This is a genomic window from Paenibacillus camerounensis (assembly GCF_000723885.1).
In the GTDB taxonomy this organism is placed as follows: Bacteria; Bacillota; Bacilli; order Paenibacillales; family Paenibacillaceae; genus Paenibacillus_AQ; species Paenibacillus_AQ camerounensis.
Map to the genome: position 1 here is coordinate 17,699 of NZ_CCDG010000078.1, position 22,635 is coordinate 40,333.

Annotated in this window: 17 protein-coding genes and 1 riboswitch; of the genes, 15 read left to right on the forward strand and 2 right to left on the reverse strand. The window is 52.1% G+C overall.

Features of this window, described 5'->3' with window-relative positions; all coding sequences use genetic code 11:
- Window positions 1–224: 224 nt before the first annotated feature.
- The 11 genes from BN3772_RS25425 (at window position 225) to BN3772_RS25475 (ending at window position 13,047) form a co-directional block, all read left to right on the forward strand.
- The gene (locus tag BN3772_RS25425; RefSeq protein WP_042203121.1) at window positions 225–1,880 is read left to right on the forward strand and encodes a peptide ABC transporter substrate-binding protein; all 1,656 of its coding nucleotides are present in this window, start codon (window positions 225–227) and stop codon (window positions 1,878–1,880) included.
- A gap of 30 nt (window positions 1,881–1,910) precedes the next feature.
- Window positions 1,911–2,870: an ABC transporter permease gene (locus BN3772_RS25430; RefSeq protein ID WP_042203122.1), complete on the forward strand. Its 960-nt coding sequence runs from the start codon at window positions 1,911–1,913 to the stop codon at window positions 2,868–2,870.
- A gap of 4 nt (window positions 2,871–2,874) precedes the next feature.
- Window positions 2,875–3,792, forward strand: a complete 918-nt coding sequence (locus tag BN3772_RS25435; protein ID WP_052380689.1) for an ABC transporter permease — start codon at window positions 2,875–2,877, stop codon at window positions 3,790–3,792.
- Between the two features lie 11 nt (window positions 3,793–3,803).
- Window positions 3,804–4,835: an ABC transporter ATP-binding protein gene (locus BN3772_RS25440; RefSeq protein WP_042203123.1), complete on the forward strand. Its 1,032-nt coding sequence runs from the start codon at window positions 3,804–3,806 to the stop codon at window positions 4,833–4,835.
- A complete protein-coding gene (locus tag BN3772_RS25445; RefSeq protein WP_042203125.1) occupies window positions 4,822–5,793 on the forward strand; it encodes an ABC transporter ATP-binding protein in 972 nt (323 codons plus the stop codon). Before BN3772_RS25440 ends, BN3772_RS25445 begins: the two co-directional genes overlap by 14 nt.
- A gap of 27 nt (window positions 5,794–5,820) precedes the next feature.
- Window positions 5,821–6,813 (forward strand): M42 family metallopeptidase, encoded by a 993-nt coding sequence (locus BN3772_RS25450; protein ID WP_042203126.1) that lies wholly within the window; start codon window positions 5,821–5,823, stop codon window positions 6,811–6,813.
- Window positions 6,794–7,972, forward strand: a complete 1,179-nt coding sequence (locus BN3772_RS25455; protein ID WP_042203127.1) for an MFS transporter — start codon at window positions 6,794–6,796, stop codon at window positions 7,970–7,972. The genes BN3772_RS25450 and BN3772_RS25455 overlap by 20 nt, the downstream gene beginning before the upstream one ends.
- 54 nt (window positions 7,973–8,026) lie before the next feature.
- Window positions 8,027–9,214: an aminotransferase-like domain-containing protein gene (locus tag BN3772_RS25460; RefSeq protein ID WP_244444838.1), complete on the forward strand. Its 1,188-nt coding sequence runs from the start codon at window positions 8,027–8,029 to the stop codon at window positions 9,212–9,214.
- 11 nt (window positions 9,215–9,225) lie between these two features.
- Entirely contained in the window at window positions 9,226–10,170 is a 945-nt protein-coding gene (locus BN3772_RS25465) for a D-2-hydroxyacid dehydrogenase (RefSeq protein ID WP_052380691.1), read from the forward strand.
- Window positions 10,157–11,617 carry a Sapep family Mn(2+)-dependent dipeptidase gene (locus BN3772_RS25470; RefSeq protein WP_052380692.1) on the forward strand — a complete coding sequence of 487 codons (1,461 nt, stop codon included), beginning with the start codon at window positions 10,157–10,159 and terminating at the stop codon, window positions 11,615–11,617. The genes BN3772_RS25465 and BN3772_RS25470 overlap by 14 nt, the downstream gene beginning before the upstream one ends.
- Window positions 11,618–11,760: 143 nt before the next feature.
- Window positions 11,761–13,047, forward strand: a complete 1,287-nt coding sequence (locus BN3772_RS25475) for a cellulase-like family protein (protein ID WP_042203129.1) — start codon at window positions 11,761–11,763, stop codon at window positions 13,045–13,047.
- A gap of 196 nt (window positions 13,048–13,243) precedes the next feature.
- Here BN3772_RS25475 and BN3772_RS25480 read toward each other — a convergent pair whose 3' ends face one another.
- Window positions 13,244–14,290 (reverse strand): aromatic ring-hydroxylating oxygenase subunit alpha, encoded by a 1,047-nt coding sequence (locus BN3772_RS25480; RefSeq protein WP_042203130.1) that lies wholly within the window; start codon window positions 14,288–14,290, stop codon window positions 13,244–13,246.
- A gap of 108 nt (window positions 14,291–14,398) precedes the next feature.
- A riboswitch (purine riboswitch) is annotated at window positions 14,399–14,501 on the reverse strand.
- Window positions 14,502–14,698: 197 nt separating this feature from the next.
- Window positions 14,699–16,660 carry an AraC family transcriptional regulator gene (locus BN3772_RS25485; protein WP_042203132.1) on the reverse strand — a complete coding sequence of 654 codons (1,962 nt, stop codon included), beginning with the start codon at window positions 16,658–16,660 and terminating at the stop codon, window positions 14,699–14,701.
- A 207-nt stretch (window positions 16,661–16,867) separates the two neighbouring features.
- Between BN3772_RS25485 and BN3772_RS25490 the strand changes: the two genes are divergently transcribed.
- From BN3772_RS25490 to BN3772_RS25505, 4 genes are read left to right on the forward strand one after another with little or no spacing between them, the layout of a single operon-like run.
- Window positions 16,868–19,993 carry a GNAT family N-acetyltransferase gene (locus BN3772_RS25490; RefSeq protein WP_042203133.1) on the forward strand — a complete coding sequence of 1,042 codons (3,126 nt, stop codon included), beginning with the start codon at window positions 16,868–16,870 and terminating at the stop codon, window positions 19,991–19,993.
- Between the two features lie 21 nt (window positions 19,994–20,014).
- The gene (locus tag BN3772_RS25495; protein ID WP_042203134.1) at window positions 20,015–20,884 is read left to right on the forward strand and encodes an amidohydrolase family protein; all 870 of its coding nucleotides are present in this window, start codon (window positions 20,015–20,017) and stop codon (window positions 20,882–20,884) included.
- A 46-nt stretch (window positions 20,885–20,930) separates the two neighbouring features.
- Window positions 20,931–22,061 (forward strand): NAD(P)/FAD-dependent oxidoreductase, encoded by a 1,131-nt coding sequence (locus BN3772_RS25500; protein WP_042203135.1) that lies wholly within the window; start codon window positions 20,931–20,933, stop codon window positions 22,059–22,061.
- 28 nt (window positions 22,062–22,089) lie between these two features.
- Window positions 22,090–22,575 (forward strand): nitroreductase family protein, encoded by a 486-nt coding sequence (locus BN3772_RS25505; RefSeq protein ID WP_042203136.1) that lies wholly within the window; start codon window positions 22,090–22,092, stop codon window positions 22,573–22,575.
- Window positions 22,576–22,635: the final 60 nt, after the last annotated feature.

The window sequence follows — 22,635 nt, forward strand, 5'->3', positions numbered from 1 at the left end:
CATTATAGTTAACATTAGTTGAATAGAGAATAGAAGCCTCAAGCAGAAAAAAGGTAATAACATGTGCAACATGCACAGTGTAATAGCTTTTAAACCATATATTAATCACATTATATATTTAAAATTGTTATGTTACTATTAATTACACCAAACGACGGGAGGATGAAGAGTGTTAGAATACATAACATATCATCACGGCCCGCATCATTCTAGGGGGTAGGAATATGAGGAAAAGAAGGGTTTATACTGGAGCATTGGCAATGGTATTGACAGGTTCATTGGTTCTGGCCGGCTGCGGTCCAAAAACGGATAACAGCCCGGTGTCAGCCGCTGATCCGCAAAGCTCAGGCAATGCAGCAGCAGTCAAGACGTCCGCTACTATCAATATCGAATCCGAACCTCCTCAGCTGAGCTCCCTGCGCACAACAGATGTCGTATCGATGAATGTTCTGCGGCATGTTCAGGAAGGCCTGACCAGGCTGGATCAGAGCAATCAGCCTATTCCCGGTGCGGCAGAGAGCTGGGAGGTGTCCGGAGACGGACTGATGTATACGTTCCATCTGCGGGATATGAAATGGTCTGACGGCAGCAGTGTTGCCGCCTCTGATTTCGCTTTTGCCTGGAAGCTGATTCTCAGTCCGGGTTATGGAGCACCGTATGCTTATCTTCTGTACCCGATTGCAGGTGCACAGGATTACAATGCCGGCACCGGCAGTGAAGATGCCATTGGGATCAAGGTGGTGGATGAGAAGACCCTTCAGGTTACTTTGAGCCAGCCGACCGCGTATTTTCCTTTTTTGACCGCAGCTGCCTCTTATCTCCCGATTAATGAAGCGAATTACTCCAAACAAACCGCAGACGGCTATGGAGCGGAAGCGGCAACCCTGCTGTACAACGGTCCATGGAAAATTGACAGCTGGGAGCATAACAGCCAGATTACACTGGTTAAAAACGAAGATTATTACGATGCAGCCAGCGTTAAGCTGGATACCATCAATATGAAGATTGTCAGTGAAGCCGGCACTGCGTACAATATGTTCGCCTCGGGTGAGCTGGATACGGTAACGCTTCACGACGGAGATCAGATCCAGCAGGCCAAGAACGCCGGATATGAGGTTCTGACCAAGTCCGACGGGGCCACCTCTTATTTCGTATACAATACGCAGGATGCTATTCTCAAAAATAATAATGTCCGCACTGCGCTCACCTACGCCATCGACAGAACCTCCCTGATCAATAATGTGCTAAAGGACAGCTCAGTACCGGCACTCAGCTTCACGAACCCGGATGTCAGCGGCGAGAACGGCAGCTTCAAGGAGGAAGTAGGCGACTTACTGAAGGATAATGATGGGGCAGAGGCCAAGAACTATCTGGATGCAGGGCTGACAGAGCTGGGCTTAACCGCACTCCCGGCACTCACGCTGTTAATTGATGACCGGGGGGCGAAGAAGACGGAAGCTGCTGCTTATCAGGAATTCTGGAAAAAGAATCTCGGGATTGAAGTGGACATTGAAGTTATGCCCTATAAAGCGATGCGGGCCAAGGTGGACAGTAAGGACTTCCAGATTGCTATCGGCGGCTGGGGACCTGACTATAATGATCCGATGACCTTTCTCGATATGTTAGTGACCGGCGGAGGCAATAACAGCTCCTCATACAGTAATACCGAATATGATCAGTACATTACACAGGCAACCGTAGAAAAAGATCCGGCTAAACGGTTCGGGCTGCTGCGGCAGGCTGAAACCAAGCTGATGCAGGATTTGCCGATCGGACCTATCTATTTTATGAACCAGTCCTACGCGGTGCAGCCGGGGTTAAAGGGCGTTGTCCGCAGTGCGTTCCAGGATATCAACCTGTACTGGGCCTATTTTGAATAAGGGTTCATGGTATGAAATGAGGTGGAGGATTTGCTTCGATATATCGTGCAGCGTCTTGGCTTTGCGGTACTGACACTTTGGGTGCTGATTACATTGACTTTTGTCCTCATGCAGCTCCTGCCCGGAGATCCGTTCGTCGGGGACAGGGCGCTTACAGACAGTGTGAAGAATGCCCTTTATGCCAAGTATGGGCTTGATCAGCCGGTCTATATTCAATATCTAAAATACTTAGGTAACGCTGTCCAGGGAGATTTCGGCGACTCGCTGATCTATACCGGCAGACCGGTCAGTACGATTCTGGAGGAGGCCTTTCCTTTTTCAATCGATCTCGGTATACGGGCGCTCGTCTTTGCCGTCTTCGCTGGTATGCTGCTGGGGATTACCGCTGCGCTGAAGAAAGGAACGGGCTGGGATACGGTCTCGATGATTATCGCAGCAATCGGAATCTCAGTCCCCAGCTTCATCCTGGGCTCACTGCTCCAGTACTTCCTGGCGCTTAAGCTCTCAGGCTTCACGAACACACAATTCGGTTTCCGCCTGCTGCCGATCAGCGGGTGGGCCTCTGAACAGCATAAAATTCTGCCGCCGTTCGTGCTGGGACTCAGCTCGCTGGCGATTATCGCCCGGATGATGCGCAGCAGCCTGCTGGAGGTTGCCGGCCAGGAATATGTCAAAACGGCTAAGGCACGCGGCCTGTCCATGCCGCTGCTGGTTACCCGGCATATGCTGCGCAATGCCATACTGCCGGTATTAACCATTCTTGGCCCGCTCACGGCATCGGTGCTGACAGGAGCCTTTGTGGTGGAGAATATTTTTAATATTCCGGGCATGGGGAAATATTTCGTCAGCAGTGTGCAGACCAACGACTATCCGATGATTGCCGGAACAACACTGTTCCTCGGTGCTTTTCTGATCGGTGCCAATCTGCTGGTTGACCTGTCGTATACGCTTGTTGATCCGAATATCAAACTCTACAAAGCGAAAGTGTGAGGATATGCAATATAAAGCGGAAATGTTTGAATGGACCGGGCCGGCCAAAGAGGAACAGACGCTTTCCGGGAGCGGAGCAGCGGGATACTGGAAAGATGTCCGGCAGCGCCTGCGCGGCAATAAGGTCGTTACGAGCTGTCTAGTCATCCTGCTGCTGCTTGTAGCTGGGGCAATATTCGTGCCGCTGTTCAGCCGTTACAGTATTTCGGATCAGGATCTGAGCAGCACCAATCTGGGATGGATGACCGGAGGGCATCTTTTTGGGACTGACAAGCTCGGCCGTGACTTATTCGTCCGGGTCTGGTATGGAACGCGGATTTCGTTAATTATCGCTTTCTCAGCCGTGTTAATCGACCTGGTAGTCGGTATGGTCTACGGCGGGATTGCCGGATATTTCGGCGGTAAAACAGATGAGATCATGATGCGTGTGCTTGAGGTCGTTGTTGCTATTCCCTATATGATTATCGTGATTCTGCTGATGATTGTCCTGAAGCCTGGGGTAACTACGATTATTCTCGCTTACGGGGCAATCGGCTGGACGGGAATGGCCCGGCTGGTCCGGGGCCAAATGATGCAGCTGAAGGAGAAGGAATATGTGCTTGCTTCGCGCCTGCTGGGGGCGGGGTCATGGAGAATTATTTTCCGCGGACTGATCCCGAATTCCCTGGGAGTAATTATTGTTAATCTGACGTTAACCATTCCTTCGGCGATCTTTACGGAAGCCTTTCTGAGCTATATCGGGCTGGGGGTTCAGATACCGCTGGCCAGTCTGGGTACACTTGCCTCGGAAGGGATTACCAGCTTCCAGACCTATCCTGGCCTGTTGATCATCCCGGCAGTATTCTTATGTGTAACCATGCTTACCTTCAATCTACTGGGTGATACATTGCGGGATGTTATTGACCCTAAATCCAAAGAATAGAGGGATGCCTGATGGAAGATTCCCGGCGAACCGTGTTAACCGTCAAGGATCTTCAGATCTCGATCGCAACCGGCAGCGGTGAGCTGCAGGCTGTAAGAGGTGTCTCCTTCCACATTCAAGAAGGGGAGGCGCTGGTGCTGGTCGGTGAATCCGGCTGCGGCAAAAGCGTAACAGCCCAGACACTGATGAGACTGAATCCTGATCCTCCTGTTCATATTAAAGGCGGAGAAATCAGGCTGGCGGATATTGATATTGTCCAGGCAGATGAGAGGCAGATGCAGCAGATCAGAGGTTCTCTTGTTGGCATGATATTTCAGGACCCGATGACCTCCCTGAATCCGACAATGACGGTAGGGAAGCAGATTGGTGAAACACTGGAGATACATCACAAGCTAAAGCGGAAGTCACGATGGCAAAAAGCCGTGGAACTGCTGGATGCCGTGCGGATTCCCGGTGCGGCGGGGCGGGCACGGGAGTATCCCGGGGCGTTCAGCGGCGGCATGCGGCAGCGGGCGCTGATTGCTGCCGCCATTGCCTGCAAGCCGAAGCTTCTGATTGCCGATGAGCCGACGACGGCGCTGGATGTGACGATTCAGGCTCAGATTATCGATCTGCTGCGAAGCATTCAGCGCGAGAACGGAATGTCCATCCTGATGATTACCCATGATCTTGCTGTTGCGGCAAGCATCGCACAGCGGATCGCGGTGATGTATGCGGGCCGGATTGTGGAGACGGGTACGGTTCAGCAAATCTTCAATAACCCGCAGCATCCGTATACTTGGGGGCTGATGAATTCGGTACCCCGGCCGGATCAGGACAAGAACAGTGAGCTGATAACCATCGGCGGGACACCGCCCAAGCTGCTGGGTCCGGCTCCCGGCTGCAGCTTCGCTCCCAGATGCAAGTATGCGATGCGGATATGCAGCTCGGCTGACCCGGAGGAATTCGAGGTTGCTTCAGGCCACAGCTGCTCCTGCTGGCTGCTTCATCCGCAGGCCCCTGCTGCAGCCAGGGAAGTAAAGGAGGCTTATGCCATTGTCTAACCGTGAGGTGCTCTTAAGCATCAAAGGACTCAGAAAGTACTTCGCTGTCGGCAGCGGCCGGATGCTGCGCGCAGTGAACGGCATAGATCTTGATATTTATAGGGGAGAGACGCTTTCGCTGGTCGGGGAAAGCGGCAGCGGCAAATCTACGCTGGGCAAAGCCATTATGGGTGTATATCCGCCTACAGAAGGCAGTATTCATTATGCAGGACAGCCGTTCCTTGTTAAACGCAAGCAAGACAGGCTTGCCTTCTCCCGCCGGGCACAAATGATCTTTCAGGACCCCTATGCATCATTGAATCCCAGGAAGACAGTCGCGGCCATCATCGGGGAAGGCATGGATATTCACGGACTCTTCCGTGGCCGTGAGCGGCTGGAGCGGATCTGTGAGCTGCTGGAGCTGGTAGGCTTGCGGCGTGAAATGGCAAGCCGTTACCCGCATGAGTTCAGCGGGGGACAGCGGCAACGGATAGGCATTGCCAGAGCCTTATCACTCGGACCTGAATTTATCGTCAGTGATGAACCGATCTCTGCACTGGATGTCTCCATTCAGGCACAGATTGTCAATCTGCTGAAATCACTGCAGCGGGAGCTCTCTCTGACCCATCTGTTCATCGCCCATGACCTCAATATGGTCCGCTATATTAGCGACCGTGTAGCTGTGATGTACCTGGGCTCGATCGTTGAGCTTGCGGACAGCGGTGACATTTACGCTGAGCCGCTGCACCCTTATACACAAGGCCTGCTGTCAGCTGTACCGGTCATGAATCCCGATAACATCCGGCCCGCCGGACAAGAGTACCTTAAAGGGGAGATACCAAGTCCGGCAAGTGATATTCCCGGCTGCGCCTTCTGCAGCCGCTGTTCCCGGGCGATGCCGGTCTGTGAGACGGCAAGGCCTCAGCCTGTTGAGGCGGCACCGGGGCATACGGTAGCCTGTCATTTATATGCGAATTGATACTATTTATTGGAGGACTGATCTGCCATGTTATTTCAGCAATTGACACAGATAAGCGGCTTAAGCGGATATGAGGGTAAGGTAAGGGAGTTCATTGAAGAGCAGGTTGTATTACATGCCGATGAGGTTACTACGGATGCTATAGGTAACTTGATTGTCTACAAGCGCGGAAGCGGAGAGCATAAAAAGAAGATAATGGCCGCTGCCCATATGGATGAAGTCGGCTTTCAGGTTATCAAGATCGAGAAAAACGGGCTGATCCGGATTAAATTCCTTGGTTATTCCCATGTGAGAAGCGCCTTTATGTCCAGAATAATTTTCACTAACGGGACAGTGGGCATCATCGGAAGCAGTGTGCCGGTGGATGAGCTGAAGCATTTTACACAGCTGTATGTTGATATCGGCTTTTCCAGCGATACTGAAGTCAAAAAAGTTGTCAATGTAGGTGACAATGCGGTCTATGAGGGGCATTATACCGAGCTTCCGGGCGGGTATGTCGTATCCAAAGCCATTGATGACCGAGTCGGCTGCTATATGATGATAGAAGCGCTCAAGGCGCTGGAAGATTGCTACAACGATGTCTATTTCGTCTTTACCGTTCAAGAGGAGGTCGGCTGCAGGGGCGCGGTTACCGCCGCTGAACGAATTCAGCCGGATATCGGCCTTGCTGTTGACATCACTCCTGCCCATGATGTTCCCGGTGATCTGACAGGCAGCAATACCATCGGCGCAGGCCCGGCAATCAAGATCTCTGATACCTCTGTAATCTGTGATGAATATCTGGTATCTGCATTAAAAGACTTAAGCGTTCAGCATAGCCTTCCGTATCAGCTGGATGTTATCTATGTCGGCGGTACAGATGCAAGTTCAATTAACCGGTCAGGCTTCGGTGTAAAAGCTGCCGGCTTGTCTGTCGTAACCCGTTATCCGCACTGTGCAAATACTCTGTTGCAGATGTCGGATGTGGAGCACGCGATCACACTGCTGAAGCATTTTGTTAATGAGCCGTTCAAATTCTGAACAGCCCCCGCTCTGGAGCCGCCCCTATGTGCTGGCGATAGGGGCTAACCTGTGTATCGTGACCGCAGTTAGTATGCTTATGATCACCTTACCGCTGTATGTGCTGGAGCTGGGCGGCAGCGGTGTTATGTCGGGGATGGTTGTTGGCGTATACGCATTTTCGGCCCTGCTGTGCAGGCCGCTGACCGGGAAGCTGTCAGATGTCCGGGGGAGAAGGCCGGTCATGATAGGCGGAATTCTGCTGCTAATTACCGCTTTTCTTTTTATGCAGCTGGCAGTGTCAGTCCCGCTGTTGCTGGCAGTCCGCATCATTCAAGGGGTTGGCTTCAGTGCACATTCCACTGCTGCAGGAACTGTGATTGCCGATGTGGTTCCATCCTCAAGACTGACTGAAGGTATTGGCTATTACGGGGTTTCTAATACGTTGCCGACTGCCTTCGGACCTCCCCTGGGCTTATATCTGATTGCGGAGCATAGCTATAATCTGTTGTTCGGCACTGCGGCAGTCTGTGCTGTCATTGGACTGCTGCTGGCGCTGCCGATCCGTTATAAACTAGTCAAAAAGACTTATAACAACGATGAAAAATTATCTATATTTGAAGGGACAGCTGTATTCCCCGGGCTGGTGATGTTTTTCATTACGCTGGGACTGGGCGGGATCATGACCTTTCTGCCGCAATATGCGGCAGAAAGAAGGATAGAGGGAATTGGCCTGTATTTCACTGTCTATGCCTGTGCATTGCTGCTTAGCAGGCTGTTCTCGGGCAGACTGGCTGACCGCCGGGGAAGCCGCACGGTGATGGTTCCCGGACTGGTGCTGATCGCAGGCTCGTTTGTCCTTCTGGGCTTTGCCGGTTCTTTGCCGCTGACCCTGCTGTCAGCGTTAATGTTCGGTATCGGATTTGGCAGCGTGCAGCCGGCCATGAATGCTCTTGCGGTCCGCCGGGTCTTGCCGGAGAGAAGAGGGGCAGCCAGTGCGCTTTTTACAGCCTCAATGGATTTGGGGATGGGAACTGGTTCGATATTGTGGGGAGCCATATCACAGAAGCATGGGTTTACAACGGTGTATCTAATCTGTGCAGGCTGTGCAGCGGTCTCGGCCGGAGTGTATATGTTCCTGATCAGCAGGAAGCAGCATGGAGCCGTTTCCCGACAGTAGCCGGGGGAAGCGTGCTGAAACAGCAGCGCCGGCAGCGCTAAGGAGGATTATATAATGTATACATTTTCAAATAGAGTAGCTCAGCTAAGACCGTCGGCAATCCGTGAAAAAATGAAGCTCATGAGTAAACCGGGTGCGATCTCATTCGCGCAGGGTAATCCATCGCCCGAAACACTGCCTTACGAGGTGCTGCAGGAAATCTCGGCACAGCTGTTCAGGGATAATCCCGCTTCGTTCCTGCAATACGGATTGACTGAAGGATATGCTCCGCTGCGGGAGCTGCTTACAGAGCGGATGCAGGTACGCTTCGGCTGCGGCAAGGAATTCGATGAGCTGATTATTGTCTCGGGCGCCCAGCAGGGAATTGAGCTGGCCTGCAAGCTGTTCTGTAATGAAGGAGATGCTATTGTCTGCGAGAATCCGAGCTTTATCGGGTCACTTAATGCCTTCCGGTCTTACAACACAAAGCTGCTCGGCGTTGATGTTGAGCCTGACGGAATGAACATGGAGCAGTTGGAGCGGCAGCTGTCGAGCCACGGCAATATTAAAATGATCTACACCATTCCGAACTTTCAGAATCCTACCGGTGTTACCATGTCGCTGGAGAAGCGCAAACAGCTGTATGAATTAGCAGTCCGTTACAATATTTTGATCCTCGAAGATAACCCTTACGGAGAAGTTCGGTTCTCTGGTGAAGAGCTTCCGAATATCAAATCACTGGATACAGAAGGGCTGGTAATCTATGTAGGCTCCTTCTCCAAGGTGCTCTCGGCGGGCATACGGGTCGGATATGTACTGGCACCGCTGGACATCGCCCAGAAAATGACGGTGCTTAAGCAAAGTGCCGATGTGCATACCAATTTGTTTGCCCAGATGCTGGCTGATTCCTTCATGCGGAATTACGACTATGATAGCCACATCACACGGCTGCAGCAGATATACGGGCGCAAGTGTGCACTTATGCTGAAGTGCCTCCGGGAGAGCTTCTGGGACAGCATTTCATTCAATGAGCCGGAGGGAGGCCTGTTCATCTGGTGTACGCTGAAGGATGGCCTGTCCATGGAAGAATTCTCACGCAGGGCAGCAGAAGCCGGGGTTAGCTTCATTGCCGGCAATATGCTGGCTCTGAGTCCGGAGGACTGCCGTGATTCGTTCAGGCTTAATTTCTCTACGCCAAGCGATGTGCAGATTGTTGAGGGCGTAGCGAAGCTGGCGGATGCTCTGAACCCCGTGAAGAACTAAGGAGGAATAAGATGATAATTTCAACAGTGCCTTTGAATGAAGAAGTGATCCGCCATGTGCTGGAGCGGACCGGGGAGCAAATTACCGTATGTCCCGATCTTGCAGCCCTGCCTGCAGAGGTATTGCCGCAGGTGGATGTTATGGTCGCCCGTAACGAGACCTTTAAGCCGGAGCTGCTGGAGATGCTGAGCGGACTTAGATTCCTGTACATTATGAGCGCGGGTGTCGATAATCTCCCCTTTAATGAACTGATTGCGCGAAGAATTACTGTATGTAATGCCAGCGGTATTCACGGTCAGCAGATGAGCGAGCATGCCCTCGGAGTTATGATTGCCTTCAGCCGGAACATCGGCCTCAGCATCCGCAATCAGAGCAGCCGCCTATGGGGCGGACACAGCTCTCTGGATGAGTTGAACGGCAAAACGCTGCTGATTGTCGGTGCCGGCCGGATCGGTAAGGAAATCGGCAGACTGGCTTCTGCCTTCGGTATGCGGATTACAGGTGTGACCCGCCGTGCACAGCCGATAGAAGGCTTCGACCTGGTATATCCGATTTCCCGTCTGCATGAAGGGCTTGGCCAGGCTGACTATGTTATCCTGCTGACTCCGCTTACGTCTGAAACGGCCGGACTTATGGGGACTGTGGAATTTGCCGCGATGAAGCCGACGGCCGTCTTCCTGAATCTGTCACGGGGGGAGACAGTGGATGAGCCGGCGCTCATCTCTGCCTTGAAGCAAGGAATGATCGCCGGTGCAGGGCTTGATGTATTTCAGCAGGAACCTTTACCTGCTGAGAATGAGCTATGGGCGATGGAGAATGTCATCATTACACCGCACAGTGCCGGAATTACCCGTAATTACATTCACATGTCGATGATGCATTTTATTAAGAATCTGCTGCTGTTCAGAGCCGGCGGGGAGCTGCTGAGCCCTGTGGATCTGATTGAAGCGTATTGAGGCCGGTATGGACAATATAGAGCTCCATGAGGCGCTTGAGCGTTATTTCGCTGAGCACCGCGGCGAATTTATAGAGAGCATCTGCCGGCTGATTGCCGTACGCAGTGTGAACGCTCAGGCGGAACCGGGCATGCCTTACGGCAAAGGGCCGGCTGAAGCATTACAGCTTGCACTACAAATGGCAGAGCAATTAGGCTTGTCTACACATAATGCAGATAACTACGCCGGAACAGCAGATCTGAACAGGCATGAGACTAAGCTGGGTATTCTGGTTCATTTGGATGTCGTTCCCGAAGGTGAACATTGGAGGACTGATCCTTTTGAAGGGATTCTGCAGGACGGAAAGCTGTATGGAAGAGGGGCGAGTGATGATAAAGGTCCTGCTGTTGCTGCTATGTATGCCCTGGCTGCCGTAAAAGCGCTCGGTATTGAGCTAAATAGCAATGTCCGTCTCATATTCGGGACTGATGAAGAAAGCGGCTGCCGGGATTTGCGGTATTACTTTGCCCGTTATCCGGTACCGCCTTACCTGTTCACTGCGGATGGTGAGTTCCCTGTGCTTAACACGGAAAAGGGCGGTTTGTTCACCGCGTTCTCGGCTAAATTTCCGGCAACTGCGTTCATCGAAGAACAAGCAGGGATTATGTACGCCCGGGGCGGCAGCCGGTCTAATGTCGTTCCAGGAGAGGCTGAAGCTTTAATAAGAGGTCTTAAACAATCGGAAGTAACGGATGCTTTGCAGCATTTGATACCCATTCCGGGAGTGAAGGTCCAAGTCAGCAATTCCGGAACTGATGTACTTCTTACTGTCTTAGGCAAAAGCACCCATGCTTCCGAGCCGCAAAGCGGTTCCAATGCAGTGACAGCATTATTGGCGCTGTTGTCTGTTTTGCCCTTGCCGGATAGCCCCGGACTGAACGCTCTCCGGCATGTGGGACAGCTGTTCCCGCATGGTGATGTTCACGGACTTGCAGCCGGCATAGCCATGGAAGATGAACTATCCGGTAAGTTAACCGTCAATCTCGCCATCCTTGATTACACATCTGCCAGTCTGACCGGTGTTCTTGACTGCCGGCTGCCGCTCTGTGCAACAGAAGAGAATACACGCGATGTCCTGCTGTCGCGGCTGCAGCGGTTCGGTCTAGAGCTTAGTCCGGGCGGCTATAGTCCGGCTCATCATGTGCCGTCAGAATCACCTTTTATCCGGCAGCTATTGTCTGCCTACGAAGAGTACAGCGGCGTGAAGGGTGAATGTATGTCTACGGGTGGCTGGAGCTATGTGCATGGAATATCCGGCGGAGTGAATTTCGGTCCGGCAATGCCGGGTACACCAACGGGAATTCACGGGCCGGATGAATATGCCGTTATTGAAGATTTGCTGACCGCATCCAAGATCTATGCCCGGGTTATTATGGATCTTTGCGGTTCGAATCCAGCTCCGGTCTAAGCTTAGGATAAGAATATTGTCCATCACAAACCGTTTATCCTCAATTGCCAGTCCCGCGGATATCCTGTAGACTTCTACTGGATAATCACCGGGAAGGCATCCCGTCCCTGTGATTCAATTTCGCAGTAGGGAAGGATTCGAATATGACCTATAATCCGGATAATCAGCTTCCAGCTAAACTGACCATAACCATGTGGGATTTCTCCTGGTATACCATGACGCTCCCCGGGGAGCCTTATCATGATCTGGCGCCCCGGTTCGCCGAAGCGGTGGAGCGTGGCTACAACACTATCCGCATCTGCGCCATGCCGTTCCTGCTGTTTACCGCAGACGGCCCGCGGCCTGGTCTGCTGAAGTTCGGCAGTCTGGGGAAGGTTGGCCAGCGTACAAGATGGTACAACTGTCTGGGCGGAGCCGAGCTTGACGGACATGCCCATCTCCTTGAGCTGTTTAAGCAGGCCGAGGCGCATAACTGCTACATCATGCTGTCTTCGTGGGAATATCAGCAGAGCCCGAGCTTCTTGGCTCATCCGCAGCTGCGTGACGAGCTGGCGGCAATTGCACCTGAGGACCGGTTCATGGCGATTGCCAAATCCATGAGCCAGCTGATCCACTATGTAAAAGAGGCCGGCTACGGTAAACAGATTGTATACGCGGAGCTGCATAACGAGGTAGAGTTCGGACAGCTGACCGCTGTAGGAGCTGCCGAGGGCATTGCGTTCGAGAATGTACCGGCTAACCTGAGAATTATGCAGCCATACATTGAGGAAGCGGTAGGGTACCTGCGGGAGAGTCATCCGGATACACTGATGACTGCAAGCTACACTGTAAATGAAGAATATCCTAAGGCTTATGTTGCCCGCAATATGCAGGTTGGACATTATCACCTGTATATCAAAGGTGTGCTGAATGAGCTTATGCTGACCGCGGGTCTGGATGATCACAGCATTCCTTTCCCGGGTCCCTTTGTGCAGTCACTGCTACGCGAAGATGCTCCGCCGTTTGAAGAGTGGACCCTGCCTGCCGGTCAGGAGTGGCGGATGGAAGGAAATCCGGTTGGGATGCGGCTGATCTATCTGCATGACTGGGCTGATCCGGACAAGTGGGATCTGTTCCTGTATGACAGATACGGTGCCCACAAGATAGCGATGCTGCAGAAGGCAGACAAAGCCTTTGATGAAATTCATGAGTGGGCGGGACAGTCAGGGGTGCCGCTTGTAATCGGAGAAGGATATGTCGGCTACACGCCGCTTATGGCCGGGTTTGAAGAAGGGCCTGTAGGCAAATTTATTGCCGAATATGCTATACGCAAGGGGATGGCGCTTGGCTTCTGGGGCATGACGCTCTGCTCCAACTGTGCGCCGCATCACCCGTTCTGGAACGATATCGCCTGGCAGCAGAAATGGAACCGTTATATTATGGAAAGCTAAGTTAGACAGCAAGAATATAGGGCGGCTGCACATGTTCAAGAATGGATGAACATGTGCAGCCGCCCTTTTTGAAAATATAAGGATTTATATGTTTTACGCTATCAATAATCCTTATCTTTCTCGCAGGAACGGTTGCCGCCTCTCTGAAGGACGGCATAGCCGTTTCTGCTTGTCGCATTAAGCTTAATTTGTGTGTTTATGAAGTATAATTCCGGCCCAGACCCAGCTCGGTCAACAGCTGTCTATAGGCGATGGAGGTGCGGTCAGCCGGAATATGGGCTTCAGCAGTCAAGTCCAGCGGCAGATCCTCCGGTGTCTGGGCTTCAACCATGTCCCTGTCTTCCGAGAAGATCTGCAGGTTGAATTTTATCGTATCCTCAACAGGTACGCTCTTATCGAAATTCCGGGAAATCGGGCAGAACAGCCGTGTATAACGGGCAGATACCGGTGAGGCGCAGTTCAGGATCATCAGCTTCCCGTCCTCCGGGAAATGTACCGTAAGCGAGGCGGCGAAGGGAGGGAATACCCGGAAGGCGCGCAGCCACATGAAGCCTTCCGGCGCCGGATTCTCCTGGCCTTTACCGTAGTTGCTGACAGTGCTCCAGTAATCCGCAAACAGCTCATTACCTTCCCTTCTTACCTTGTACTGCGGAACCTCAGTGTTGTCGGGATCAGCGAACGAATTGGAATGGACGTAGGCGAAATGGGAAACATCCAGAAACCCTTCCATCTGGCGGCCGGAAGAACCCGCTATGTCAAAGCTGGGCGGCAAAATATTAATGAAATCAGGGTCATCCCAGCCGGGGAACTCAGGGATTTGCTCTTCTGTACCGGCCAGCGAAGTCCAGATTAACCCGTAACGTTCAATCGCCGGGTACGTAATTAGCTTAAGCTTAGGTGATATTTTGGCTTTAGGATGGGCCGGTACAGAGGTGCAGGCTCCTTCGCAGTTATAGCGGAACCCGTGATACGGGCAGACGATTTCATCATTCTCCACCCAGCCCAGACTTAGCGGAGCTCCGCGGTGAAAGCAGAGGTCACGGGCGATTACAACCTTGCCGTGGCTGCGGTAACAGACAAGCTTGACATCCAGCAGCTTCACGGATACCGGCTTATCCTGAATCTCATCAGCAATGGCTACCGGGTACCAGTACTCAGACAGAACCTGCCAGTCACTTGGTGTAAACGTACAGTCACGGGGAAGCTGCATCTGGAATTCGGCAAGCGCGTTAGTTTTTGTCATGTTAGGTTCTCTCCTTTGAGATGAAGGTATGGATGATGCAAGAAACCCCAGGCAGAAGAGGCGCAGTGCAATAGAGATCCGTATTCAGGACGTTCGAATACAGCTCTAACAGCTCATGCATCCTCTTGTAGCCTGGGGCAATTTACGGTTGCCTGGTCGAGACGCCCACTCCGATTAATGGGCTTATACAAGACGACTTATGTTATTTAATGTGACATTTATCATATAAATCATAATAATTCAGCATGCTTGTTCTTGTCAATGTTAAATTTAATAACATGTTATTCACTGATTCGAAAGAATGACAGTATAGGAATACAAAAAAAAGCCCGCAGATTCTTACTGTTAGCTGTGCTGCTAAATAAGCTAATCAGAAAAATCCGGGGCAATGCGATAGCTGTGTACCTGCTAGTTAACCCTTGGTGCACCAAGCAGGCTTTCTACAATATAATCAAGCTGTGCATTCAGCGAATAGATATCACTGTAATAGGACAAGCCGAAGTCAATGTTGATTAACCGGCCCGCTTTTACCGCAGGAATGCTGTTCCAGATCGGGTCCTGGGTGAGATCAGCCATTCCTTCATAGGAAGAGCGGAACATATAATCCCCGCTGTAGTCAGCAAGCACCTCGAAGGATACATCCTCACCTACGGCCTCCGTGGATGTCTCAACCTTCTCCTGGATGATTGCCGGAGCCTTCATGCCCAGATACTCATAGATAACCTGCGAGCCGCGTCCAAACTGCTTGCTTGTAACAACGGCCATGCTTCGTTTGCTGCCGCCCTCCATGATGGAGACGGTATGATCTAGAATGCCTGCTTCCTGCAGCTTCTGCTTGCTCTCTGCAACCTTGGCATGGAATCCTTCGAACAATGTTTTTGCCTCGTTCTCTTTACCCAATGCTTCTCCGATAAAAGCTACCCGTTCTTCAGCGGACATTGTCTCATAAGGGACCATTACAGTGGGCGCGATATCCTTAAGGACCTCATAGGTTTCGTCTGAAGGGACGATGATCAGGTCCGGGTTAAGCGAGAGTACTGCTTCGGGACTGGCTTCAAACCAGGTGCCCAGCTTTTGCACATCTTGTAACTCTTTCTCAAAGGCGGCTCCCTCCGAGACATCGGATACGCCGATCGGCTTAACTCCGAGGGCCAGCACATCGCCCAGAAGATAGAGAACTACTACACGCTGCGGATCAGCAGGAACCTCAATATCTCCTTTTACCGTAGTGATGGTGCGGGTCTGTGCCTCAGTTGCAGGTGTATCAGTGGCCGCAGGGGCGGTGCTTGCTGAAGGTGACGGGGACGTGCTGTTACTGCCGGATGCTGTATTGGTGTTCCCTGCCGCACAGGCGCTGAGTACAATGCTGAAGCATAACAGTAAGGTAATAAGTAATGACGGTCTCGCAGATTTAGACATGGATGACGCTCCTCCTGAATTGTATTGATAATGATTATCAACACTATACCCAAGAGAAGACATGCGGACAATGTCAAAACCGGACGCTTCCGATGTCATTTCCGGCCAGGGGGCATCGGCTTTTATTGAATTTTTATACCTTACAGGCGAAATCCCGAAATGCTTTTTAAACATCCGTCCGAAATAATAGGCATCCGGATGACCGATGGCTGTGGCAATATCCTGCAGGCTGGCGTCTGTACGGAGGAGCAGCTCACGGGCTTTTTCCATACGCAGACTGATCAGATACTGGTTGGGACTGGTATGAAGCTTCATCCGGAATAGTCTGGACAAGCTTCGCGGGCTGCTTCCGGCAGCTTGGGCCAGCTTGTCCAGGCTGACAGGAAGGCTGAGATTATTCTCCATATAACGGATTGCCGTCTCCAGCACATCCGGTTTCAGCGCCTGAACACCATGCACATGCAGCTGTCTTAACAGCTCATACACCCATTGATACAGCATTGTTTTGACATATAACTGCTCCAGCCTGCCGCCATTAAGCCAGTATTCATGCATAATTCTGAGCTTGTCCAGCAGAGGAAGCGGAGCATGCGGGCTGCACAGGTACTGGAGCTCGAACGGATTCTCTTGGTCCATGATTGACAGCAAATGTTTCCGTGCTGGAAGGGCGAGCCTGGCCCTGTAAAGGATCAGATAATATTCAATAATCTCCACAGACTGCATCAGCTCAAAGGTTAAACCCTTACCGCCGTGGATTACATTCCCTTCGCTTATCTGATGGCGGAGACCGTCCAGCGAAATCACTGCTTTCCCGCGGACTATGCATATAAAGGCACTGCAAGGCAGGCGGTATCGGATCGTTTGCTCACCGGGGCTGTATATACTTAGGCGGATATCCATTATTTCTACCGCAGCATGAGTCCAGAGTATAATATGTTCCTTCAGATTCATAAAATTGTTGAGCCCCCTTGCTTTGTATAGAAAGTATAACTGATAATGATTATCAGCGACAACGGGCACAGGCATAATCTTTTTAAAAAGAAATATCCTTAGTTCATTCGAAATAAATCGTTTATACTGGAGTGGCATTACCCAAGATTATCCATACCTTGTCTGAAAAGTAAGATTCCAATGTAATTTAAGGAGGTACAAACGTACATGCTGCAAGCCCCGGAAGTCATAATTGAAGAATATGAACCCTTAAGACACGCCAGATCAATCGCCGAGATGTGGAACAGAAGCTATGAAAGCTGGGGAGGCGACAACTCCTACCAGACTGAACAAAGTGTCATTGAAGAGCACGAGAACGGAACCCATCTGAAGCTTTTTCTAGCCGTAGCCGGCGGCGAGGTTATCGGCTACTGCAGCTTTTCCCACTATAAGGAAGATTCTGGAGCAATGTATATCCCGCTCTTGAATGTACGGCCTGATTATCACGGGCGCAAAGTCGGCAAACGGCTTGTCCTCCGTGCCCTTGAGGAGACGATCTCCCTGGGCTGGCCCCGGCTTGACTTGTATACCTGGCCAGGCAATACGAAGGCAGTTCCGACGTATAAGAAAAGCGGGTTCTTCTGGGAAAAACGGGATGATTCCACCCATCTGATGAACTTTATTCCCTCTGTCCTGCAGACTGCGGCTGTAAAGCCGTTCTTTGACAAGCTTGACTGGTATGCGGACAGCGTGCGTGAAATATCCGTTATGCCTGATGGACGTAAAGAAAACGGGTTTGACTACTTTACATATGAATGGCAAAAGGATGACCTGAAGCTAGTAATGGAATATGAACGGACCGGACGCGGCTTACGCCTGATTGAAACGGAGGATTACTTGATTCAGGCTTCTATTCCGCTGCAGCATCAGCTTCCCTTTGGCAGCAGCTATCCGGTAATCTATGAGGCAGTGAACAAGAGCGGCAAGCCGCTTACCCTGCAGATCAAGGGGACCAGCAATCCGAAAATCAGCTTTGAGCTGGAGGAGACGCGGAGCGTAGAAGCAACGGAAAAGATCGAAGGGCAATTCTTCGTTCATCCGGTTGAAGAGGAGCAGAATCCGTACCAGACACATCCGGTTATCGAGGCGGAGCTGCTGATCAACGGTTTGCCAGCGGTATTCAAGCTGGGAATTGAGCCGAAGTATCCGGTGAAGCTCAGACTTGCGCTGCCGGATCGGTCCATGCTCTATAAAGGCGAAGCCTTTGAGCTGGATGTAACGGCGGAGAATGAGTACGCAGCAGAGACACAATTCACCTTCACCCTTCCGGCGGACTCTATTCTGGCCTTCAGCAGGCCTGATGTACAGGTCACAGTTCCGGCGAAAAGCCGCACAACCGTGGCGGTGCCGGCGGTTCTTAAGGAGTATGGCATCTGGAATCATAAGGCGGAAATCACCGCTGCTGCAGACCACAGGGAGCCTGCGGTTATTGAGCAGGAAGTGAGTCTGGTATTTCCCGGCACACATTCAGCCTTTGGCGGCAGAACGGAAAAAGGATGGATAGTTAACAGCGGGCGCTATTCGGTAAGACTGGATAAATTCAGCAATACACTGGAGCTTTTTGAAGAAAGCCATAAGGCCATCAGCCTGCCGTTTCCGAAATTCGGACCCCCGTATACGAATGAGTTCAACAGGCTGACCGCTGAGCAGGTCACTCATTGTATGGAAGGTGAAGCCATTGTACTGGAAGCCCGTTACAGGCTGGATGCTTTACGCAAGGGGCTACAGTTAACAATGCTGGTCAGACTCTACAAAAACGGGATTATAGAGCGTGTTCATCAGATCCGTAATTCAGCTCAGACGGATTGGGCGGAGCCGCTCTATCTCAAGGAAAGCTTCGGCTTCAGTCTGGAAGGAGGCGTCATTCCTTACCGCGGCCGGTTCATTGATCTGAAGCACGGTGTGGATGCATCCAGTCCTGATTACTGGGATGTTCACGGACTCACAGAGAATTGGCTGTATGCGGATGACGGTTCGCTGCCGAGGGGGATCACCTGGCCGGCTGAACGCAGCTTGATCAAGGACAACTGGCTGTATGCTGTTGAGCACCCGCTCGGCAACCTTTCTTCCGGCAGTACCATCCAGACCGAACCGTTGCGGATTGCACTGGGCACCTGGAGCAGCTGGAAGGATTTCCGGTCGTTTGCCCAGCTTCGCGGATTGCCCCGTACTGAACAGCCCGGTACCGGACAGCAGCTCCGGTTAAGCCTGAACGGAGGGAACCCGTTCATAAGCGGGTCTGCCGAGCTGGCACTGCATGAGGAGAAGATGAGTTTCTTAGAGGGGGAGATTATCCTGTCTTCCAAGATCGACTCTGCCTTCAAACAGAGCCTCACGGTCACCGCTAAGCAGCAGCTGGCTGAAGCCGTCCTTACATTCACACCCGCAGAGAAGGTACAAGCCGATCTGCTTCAGATACACCTCGATATGGAAACCTTTGAGTCTTCAGAGAGCTATCTGATGTTACCTGTTGCGGATAATGAAGTCGGGCAGAACAGCAGTCTGACAGAGCACGGAGAGGTGCTCACAGCAGATAACGGAATCATACAGATTCAGGTTAACAGCAGCTTTGCGCCTGCGCTGTATTCCTTGCAGGTTCAGGGAGAAGAATGGCTTGACTCCGCTTACCCGGCACCTCAGCCCAAGTCCTGGTGGAATCCCTGGACCGGCGGCGTGTTCGCCGGAGTAGAGGGGCTGTCACCGCGCAGTCTGCTGGAGGAGCTGCGGGAAGCTGCTTTTACCCGGTTGACTGACAGCAAAGGCAATGCCTGGTCGGGTGTCCGGGTTAGTATCAGAATTTCTCATAACCGCAAATTCCAAGGGCTTACACTCAATCATTACTTTTTACTGCTGCCGGGTGTACCGGTGCTTGCTTCTGTAGTTCAAATCGTGCAGAATACAGGTGCACCGCTTCAACCCCTGACCCTGCAAACAGCAGGCTTCTATAAAACCGGCAGCGTACTGAAGAGCAGCAAAGGGACGGTGAAGAATCAGGCTGGTGAAACTATCACCTACAAGGCCGGGAGAGTTCAAAATGAAACAAAGAGCTCGGGCGGTATCATTCAATTCAGCTCAGATGAGCGGAAGCAGCGGATGAGCCAGGTTTCCAGTCCCGATAAGGCAGCACCCGAGCTGCTGGTTAATACGCATGTTATCTCCTCTTTTATAACAGAAAAGCTGTTCATGAGAGACGGGGATACGTTATTCAGCACACCGCAGTTTTATATATTCTCTGATCTGGATATTCCGGAGGAAGCCTTCCGGGATCTGTTATCCATCAAATTTAATCTGTAGCTATAAGAAAGGGACTATTCTATGAAAATCATCGACGCGCATGTCCATTATTCCAATATTGCGTCTTTTCACGAAACAGCACAGGAGCTGGCGCATATTGATTACTCGGAAAAGGGGCTGCTGGAGGAATTCCGGCGCTCCGGCGTTATCGCAGGTGTGGGAATGGGGGTTACGGAGACAGTAGCTGGAGCTTTTCCGGATAATGAGGCCCTGAGCCCGATGCTGCTGGATCTGACCGGAGAGCTTCCGGGTAATCTGTACACCTGTGTCGGTATTAATCCGCTAACCCTGCATCAGAACGGTCAACTGGAAGCGCTGGAGCAATCGCTGCGTCAGGATAATGTAGTAGGAATCAAGCTCTATGCCGGATACTACCACTTTAATGTCGGTGATGAGATTTATGCTCCGGTCTACAGGCTGGCGTCTGAATATCAGATGCCGGTAGTGATTCATGGCGGCCTTACTTATTCGGACAGAGGGCTGTTAAAGTACTCCCATCCGCTGTCGATGGAAGAGACATTCCTGAAGCACCGGGACATTACCTTTATGCTATGTCATCTTGGTGATCCCTGGGTAATGGATACTGCAGCACTGCTGGAGAAAAATCCGAACCTGTACAGTGATCTGTCCGGCTGGATTGTCGGCGACTCCGCCAAGGTAGACCGGCTGCTGACCGAACAGACCTATACGGATCATTTCCGCAGGGCAATTGTATTCGCCGAGAAGTATGACCGCCTGGTGTTCGGCACCGACTGGCCGCTTGTACCGCTGGAGGCGTACATCAAATTTGTGAAGCATCTGATCCCGGAAGCACACTGGGAGGATGTCTTTTACAACAATGCTTTGCAGGTGTTCCCTAAGCTGGGGCAGCTGATCGGCAATCTGAAATAATTCCGGCATCAGCAGCCATGCATGCCTGTTAAGAGAGGAAATCATCATGAAGAAGGTCATCATTATCGGAGCAGGCATTCTGGGAGCTTCAACCGCCTATCAGCTGGCTAAGCTCGGTGCAGAGGTGCTGATTATCGACCGCAAGGACAAGGGGCAGGCTACGGATGCCGCTGCCGGGATCATCTGCCCCTGGCTGTCTCAGCGGCGTAATCAGGTATGGTACCGGCTGGCTAAGGCGGGGGCGCGCTTTTACCCCGGACTGATCAGTGAGCTGGAGCTGGAGGGTGAAACCGAGACCGGATATGCCCGGGTTGGTGCGCTTAGTGTCCATAGGGACACAGACAAGCTTAAGCAGCAGGAGGAACGGGCAAGAAAACGGCTGGAGGATGCGCCGGAGATTGGCGAATTAACCTGGCGGACGGAGCATGAGACTCTTGAACAGGTTCCGCTGCTTGCTGAAGGCTATCATTCTCTGCAGGTGAGCGGTGCTGCGCGGGTGGACGGCCGTGCGCTGCGCGATGCGCTGCTGCGGTCAGCCCGGCGAAGCGGAGCCCGGCAGATAGAAGGGGATGCTGCGCTGCAATGTACCGGTAACCGCGTTACCGGAGTGGTGGTTGACGGGCAGATTTTCGCCGCAGATACTGTGATCATCTGTGCCGGTGCGTGGGCAGCTCCATTGTTGCAGCCGCTCGGCATTAAGCTTAAGGTCAGCTATCAGAAGGGCCAGATCATGCACGTAAAGGCAGCAGAGCATACGGACACCGGCTCATGGCCTGTTGTTATCCCGCCTACGGATCAATATCTTCTGTCCTTTGATGGAGGCAGAATCGTCATCGGAGCAACACATGAGAACAATATTGAAGACTATGATACCAGCGTGACAGCCGGCGGGATTCAGGAGGTTCTGAACAAAGGGCTGGAGCTGGCCCCTGGACTGGTCGATAGCACAGTTCAAGAGGTGAGGGTGGGCTTCCGCCCGTTTACCCCCGGCTTTCTTCCCGTGATCGGTGCAGTACCGGGCTGGGAAGGCCTGCTTGCAGCCAACGGGCTGGGGGCCTCCGGATTAACGATGGGGCCGTTTATCGGAAGCCAGCTGGCGAAGCTGGCACTGGGACTGAACCCGGACATAGAGCTTCAGGATTATGATCTAAGCAAAGCCATAGAACAGCAGGGTTAGTATAAACAACAAGGAGGGCGATTCAGTAATGAGCATCGTGGATATCATCAAAACCCGGAGAAGTGTCAAGCAGTTCAAGCCGGATCCGATCGGAGAAGCAGATCTTCTATCCTGGTTAGAGACTGCAAGCTATGCCCCCAACCACCGGATGAATGAGCCGTGGGAAATTGTGATGGTTGGAGCCGAAACAAGAGCGGAGCTGAAGCATAAGACGGACTTCGGCGGTGCGCCGGTTGTTCTTGCACTGTTGTCCAAGGCTGCGGCAACCCCGTTTGAGCGTGATGAGAATGTAATGGCGGTATCTTGTTTTGCCCAGAATTTTCTGCTGGCCGCACATGAAGCCGGAGCAGGCGCTTATTGGGCTTCGTTAGGCGCACTTCCTCATAACCGCAGTATTCTCAGTGTGCCGGAGGATTATGATGTGATTGGGGTGTTCGGAGTCGGTTATCCGGCTGAGATTCCGCCGCTCAAGCCGAGAACACCTGTATCCGTCAAAGTTACCACCCTTCCTTAGATTGAAAAAGCCGCGCTCTGCGCGGCTTTTGTGTTATCGGCCGGTTGCGGGGATTTATCT